4 protein-coding genes and 1 pseudogene are annotated in these 5,662 nt (G+C 42.1%); 4 read left to right on the forward strand and 1 reads right to left on the reverse strand.

What is annotated here, in order from left to right; translation table 11 throughout:
- A pseudogene (locus BCU84_RS20880) lies at positions 1 to 202 on the reverse strand (hypothetical protein); the annotation flags it as partial.
- 308 nt (positions 203 to 510) lie between these two features.
- Here BCU84_RS20880 and BCU84_RS18750 point away from each other — a divergent pair.
- The 4 genes from BCU84_RS18750 (at position 511) to BCU84_RS18765 (ending at position 4,807) form a co-directional block, all read left to right on the forward strand.
- Entirely contained in the window at positions 511 to 903 is a 393-nt protein-coding gene (locus tag BCU84_RS18750; RefSeq protein ID WP_102529575.1) for a nitrous oxide-stimulated promoter family protein, read from the forward strand.
- Between the two features lie 132 nt (positions 904 to 1,035).
- Positions 1,036 to 1,878: a hypothetical protein gene (locus BCU84_RS18755; RefSeq protein WP_102529576.1), complete on the forward strand. Its 843-nt coding sequence runs from the start codon at positions 1,036 to 1,038 to the stop codon at positions 1,876 to 1,878.
- A gap of 61 nt (positions 1,879 to 1,939) precedes the next feature.
- Entirely contained in the window at positions 1,940 to 3,964 is a 2,025-nt protein-coding gene (locus BCU84_RS18760; RefSeq protein WP_241906489.1) for a S9 family peptidase, read from the forward strand.
- A gap of 270 nt (positions 3,965 to 4,234) precedes the next feature.
- Positions 4,235 to 4,807, forward strand: a complete 573-nt coding sequence (locus BCU84_RS18765; RefSeq protein ID WP_102529578.1) for a lipid-binding SYLF domain-containing protein — start codon at positions 4,235 to 4,237, stop codon at positions 4,805 to 4,807.
- Positions 4,808 to 5,662 lie beyond the last annotated feature (855 nt).

Raw genomic sequence — 5,662 nt, forward strand, 5'->3', positions numbered from 1 at the left:
GCTCTGGCTCTGGCTCTGGCACAGCATCCACTTTTTCAGCTTCTGCAACCACAGTATCAGCTTCGCCTTCAATGACACTGGTTGGCTCCTGTTCGGTTTCTGTCGACTCTGGCTGCTCAAGCTCTTGTTTAGCCACATTTTGAGTTCGACGATACAAATAGACGCCTAACAACACTAATAAAACAATTACGATAATTTTCATTGATAACACCATGCCTGTGTCATGAATTATGAATTTAAAATAGCTTTTATAAAAAGGTCAAAGCGTATTCAAGCGAGTATATTTCTACGCTGCATTTTTAAACAGCTATATAGGTATTAATAAGCTATTGTGTGGTCATAAATCAAGTATTTATCCCGCTTTTGTGCCTTTAAACATGATAACTGGGGATAAATTCAAATTTTTACTTTTTTGTGCTTTAGCTCAAGCTTATTATCACCTAAATTGAACTCCTAATATGATGCTCGTTACACTAACCATACCCGAGTAAATTACTAAGGTATTTATCTATGTCAGCCACTCCACTTCTCTCTGGTCAATTGTTGTTTGAACTGAATACGATGACTGCTATGGCAAAAATATATTGTCGCGCTCATCATCAGCAAGAACACAAGCAAACCTTATGCGCTGAATGCACAGAGCTACTGCAATATGCAGAAACCAGGCTCGACCGTTGTCCTTATGGTCAAGATAAACCGACCTGTAATAAATGCCCTGTGCATTGTTATAAACCGCACATGAAACAAAAAGTCAGAGAAATCATGATTTACTCAGGCCCGCGTATGTTAATTCCCCATCCCATCATGTCGATTAAACATCTATTGGCAGAAAGAAAGCCTGCGCCAGGAAAACCACCTGAGGGTGTGTCTAATCGACATATAAGAAAGCAAAAATTAACTTAGGGTACTGGTTGAAATAGTCGCTTACAGGTATTATCACTCTACTTTGAAAAGGGGTAATTCATCGAACTCGGATCTTTTTTTGCGCAAGCTTACATATGGTTATCATTACTCAGTGGCATTCATTGCTTAGGAGTGGGCTTATATGTACGTTATATTTATGCCAATAACGATCCTGCAACCACTCAAAGTAATCGTCTTCTTGGTGCATTATTCATCTTAATTGCGCTCTTTTTTGCTACTGGTGCTATCCCACGAGACAGTGTGCAATATCAGATGCACTTTGTGCTTACCCTCATGGTGCCATTTTATTTTCTATTGATGCCACTACTGTACTCGTACTGTAAATCGAGCCTGCAAATAAAGGTTTCAGAGCTCAATAGTAGTAAACATCTACTGCCCACCTTTATTTCCATGCTGGTGATTGTGTTAGCTGTGTCTTTTAATATCGGTATCGATCCAAACGCATCTCGCCAATCAGTCGCAACGGTCAGTGAACTCAGTCATATCAATATGATTGCCCTGATCATGCCTGGATTCATCATTTTACAGAGTGCTGTTTACTTTACGCTTATCTTTAAAACCCTCAGAAAACACAGAAAGCGGTTTAAGCTAGCAAACCAACAAACCTTAAAAGACATTCGATTTCGTTGGCTGCTGATTCTAACCTGTGGAATATTACTTAACTGGGTATTACGCCTTATCATGTTATTAGTACCGTTTTATTTTGGCGATACCGTTTCAGTGCTGGCGCATACCATTGCTAGATTATCTCTATTATTGACTGTCTATGTATTTGCACTTTACGGGTTACACCAAATTACCCGCGCGGCTTATCTTCGCGGAACCACAAATTTGAGTAATGAAGCCAGTACAAAACCACAAAAAGCCAGCGAGCAGCTACTTAATTCAGAAGAGTTGAACTATTTACAGACAATAATGAACGACGAAAACACGACAGAAAAGCGAGTCCATTAATATAATAAAAAAGGAAAGGATCTCCATGACACTATCCAGCACAACCTTACGCCGTATTGGCATGTTCACGCTAATGGGCTTATCAACTCAAGTCTATGCTAATCAAGCTAATAAAATTACTATCGACGACTTTTTTGATATCGGCATAATGAAACAAGTCCGTTTCAGTCCCAATGCTAAACACGCTATTTGGGTCGAAAGCCGTTGGGATAAAGAGCTCGATAAAGCGCAAGCTGACTTATGGAAAGTTGACACTAAAACACGTCAAGCTCAACGTCTCACTTTTAGTAACGAAAATGAATCAAGCCCGGTATGGAGTGCAGATGGGCAATATATTTATTTCCTCAGCAAACGCACTGATACCAGTGAAAAAGCGCCATTCAATGGTAAAAATCAAGTCTTTAGAATGACCGCAAACGGTAATGACATTCAGCCTCTCACCAAAGAGGTTAAAGGTGTTAACGCATTTCAAATAAGCCAAGATGGCAAAAACCTGTACTTTATCGGCAATAAAACCGTTGAAGAAACAGACCAATGGAGCGCCATGCGAAACAGCCATAGTGCACCAGAGTATGGTCACGGCTCGCACGATTCCAATCCATTACATGTTCTGGACTTAGAACACTATAAGCAAAAAACACTGATTGATGACGGTAAAGTCGTGTGGCAATTTAGCGTGAATCAAGACCAATCAAAAATTGCCCGAATTACCACAGAAGATAATGAATTAGTCAAACTTGAAGGCTGGTCAGATATCGACATCTTTGATATCAGCAATCAGAAGCATCAAGTATTGCAAGACACTCAATGGCGCCAACAAGCCCCATCACCATATGGCTGGTTGCTCGGGTTATCATGGCATGAAGACAATCATAACCTGGCATTTAGAATCGATTTTGACGGTCACCCAGGTAAGTTGTTCATCGCAGATATTAACGCTAACAACACGAAAATAACTGAGTTAACTCGCCCAGATAAAGTCACCTTAAATGGCGACGATCTTAAATGGCGCCCCGACAGTGATGAGATTTGTTATCGCGGTGCAATCGAAGCCAAAGTTAAAATTTACTGCACGGAGTTTGACAATGGTCAACAGCAAGAGACTCGCAGTGTCATTGGTGCTGATACTGTCGTTGGCAGTTATGACTTTAGCCAGTCTGGTAAGAAGGTTGCGCTAAGCCATAATGGCTTAACCCATTTCAGTGATTTATTCATTGCAGATGCCAACAATCGCCGCGCTAAAATTAAGCGTATTACCGATATCAACTCTCAAGTCAGCCAATGGCAATTACCTCAAATTTCGATAGTAAAATGGACCGCACCAGATGGCAGTGATGTTGAAGGTATTCTTGAACTTCCCCATGGCTACACCAAAACACAAGGTCGTTTACCCTTAGTCGTGCAAATTCATGGTGGACCGACTGCTGCCACCCCTTATGCACTGCAACACCGTTCCTATGGTCGTGGCACTTTTTCTGCTGATGGCTGGGCTATTTTGTCGCCAAACTATCGTGGTTCCACTGGCTATGGCGATAAGTTCTTAACCGAATTAGTCGGTCGAGAACACGATATTGAAGTCAACGATATTCTTGCTGGAGTCGATTACTTAATCGCAGAAGGCATTGTTGATGAAGATAAAATGGCTGTGATGGGCTGGAGTAATGGCGGCTATTTAACGAATGCTTTAATTAGCACAACTGATCGCTTTAAAGCCGCGAGCTCTGGTGCTGGGGTGTTCGATCAACGTTTACAGTGGATGCTAGAAGATACACCCGGTCATGTGGTTAACTTTATGGAAGGACTACCTTGGGAAAAGCCAGAAGCATACTCCCATGGCTCATCATTGACCAAAGCTAATAATATCACCACGCCTACTCTTATTCACATTGGCGAAAACGATCAACGCGTGCCAGTTGGCCATGCACAAGGGCTATATCGTGCCTTAAGGCACTATTTAAATGTACCTGTAGAATTAGTGGTCTACTCAGGAGAAGGCCACGGCCTGAGCCGTTATCAGCACCGTAAAGCAAAAATGGAGTGGGACAAAAAGTGGTTTGATTATTATGTCTTAGGTATAGAAGAGTAAGCAAAACTCAAACTAATCAATTTTCATCATTTCGACCTAAAGATTAACAACGCCTAGTGAGTCAGCCTGAACAATAGCTGTCATTAGGCGTTTTAGTTTTGTGCTTCCGGCTCTGGCTTTGTTATGCTGCTAGTCTGAATTGATTATCGACTTTTTAGTCATTGAGCATCAACCTCGTTACCGCTCAAGGATTCAAGTTGCTGTTAGCATGTGCTAGCTAATGGTTCAGCCTAAGTTGAGCCCTGCTTTCCCTTACTTGTAGGAGTAAATATGAAAAACATATTATCACTGTTGTCCGTCACCTTCGTCTTAATAGGACTGACTTTTTCAAATTTTGCACATGCTGATAAATATGCCAAAACAGTGGAAGACTTTAGAAAAGCACCAGAGGTACAAAACTTCTTTAGTAATGCTTACGGCTATGCGATTTACCCAACTGTCGGTAAAGGCGGCATTGGTATTGGCGCAGCGTATGGCGCGGGTCGAGTGTACAAAGGCGGGATCCATACTGGCGACTCCACCCTATCGCAACTGTCTATCGGCTTTCAGTTAGGTGGCCAAGCTTACAGCGAAATTATATTTTTTAAGAATAAAGCCGCCTACGATGATTTTACTAGCGGTACCTTTGAATTCAGTGCACAAGCATCAGCTGTTGCCATTACCGTTGGCGCAAACGCGCAAGTGGGCTCAACGGGCAACTCAGCCGCGGCAGGTAATGCGGGGAACCGCACCGCAGCCAAAGCTAATTACATGAACGGTATGGCCATTTTTACTGCAGCAAAAGGCGGACTAATGTATGAAGCAGCCATTGCAGGACAAGCCTTTAGCTTTGATGCTAAATAGTTCTTTATAAAAGAAAACCAACCCAATAAAAAGGCTGCAGTTGCAGCCTTTTTTACGCTCATTTTAAAACATAATCTGATAAACAGTTACTGTCGCTGCAAGTATAAGCTGACAAATCAAACTATCATTGATAAACCTACTCCAAGGCATTTTGTTGTATTACAGGTATTGTATTAGCAACCGCTAACAAACTTCTGGACATAAACGAGTTACCCGTTTATGTTTTGTACTTCATCTATATTGGCTAAATTACTTAAGACCATCACTTCAATCTAATTCATTGCCTGCCGCAGGCTCTTGTGCAAGCACTACTGTGACACGCTACAAGTTCATCCCTGAATGCTCGGCCATGACGTCCATGTCATGGACGGTCACAGCCGCGCTTACACCGGAATTTTCATTTCTTCGATTTAACTTTATTCGCGTTAACTTAAAAATAAAAAGATACAAATCTAAAAGGCACCATTTGAATTGAGGACGTTGAAGAAAATAGCGTGAGCCTGACAGGACGTCAGGCTAGCTTTCGTCGGGCCATGGACGGCCCATCGGAAGCGTTAGCATTTTCGAATAAGGCCGAAGCAGTCTACAAGCGAGGTTGATAGCTGGATCAATCCCCGTTGAAAATATGCGCTTTTCAGCATTTTTCGATAGGGGCGGCAGGGTGTTCCAAGAGGGTATTGCTGTTGATACCCTCTTGGTCGGGTGTGGGTGGAAAACCCACGACCTTAATCCAAACGGAGTTTGGAAATTTACGCTCTAAATCAGGTGTGGGCGAAACGCCACGACCCTGATTTAGATTTTTATCCAAATCTAGAAATCATTAGCTAAGTAAAGCTACTAACAAGTTTTGGGGCA

This window comes from Shewanella sp. 10N.286.51.B7 (assembly GCF_002873615.1).
Lineage (GTDB): Bacteria > Pseudomonadota > Gammaproteobacteria > Enterobacterales > Shewanellaceae > Shewanella > Shewanella electrodiphila.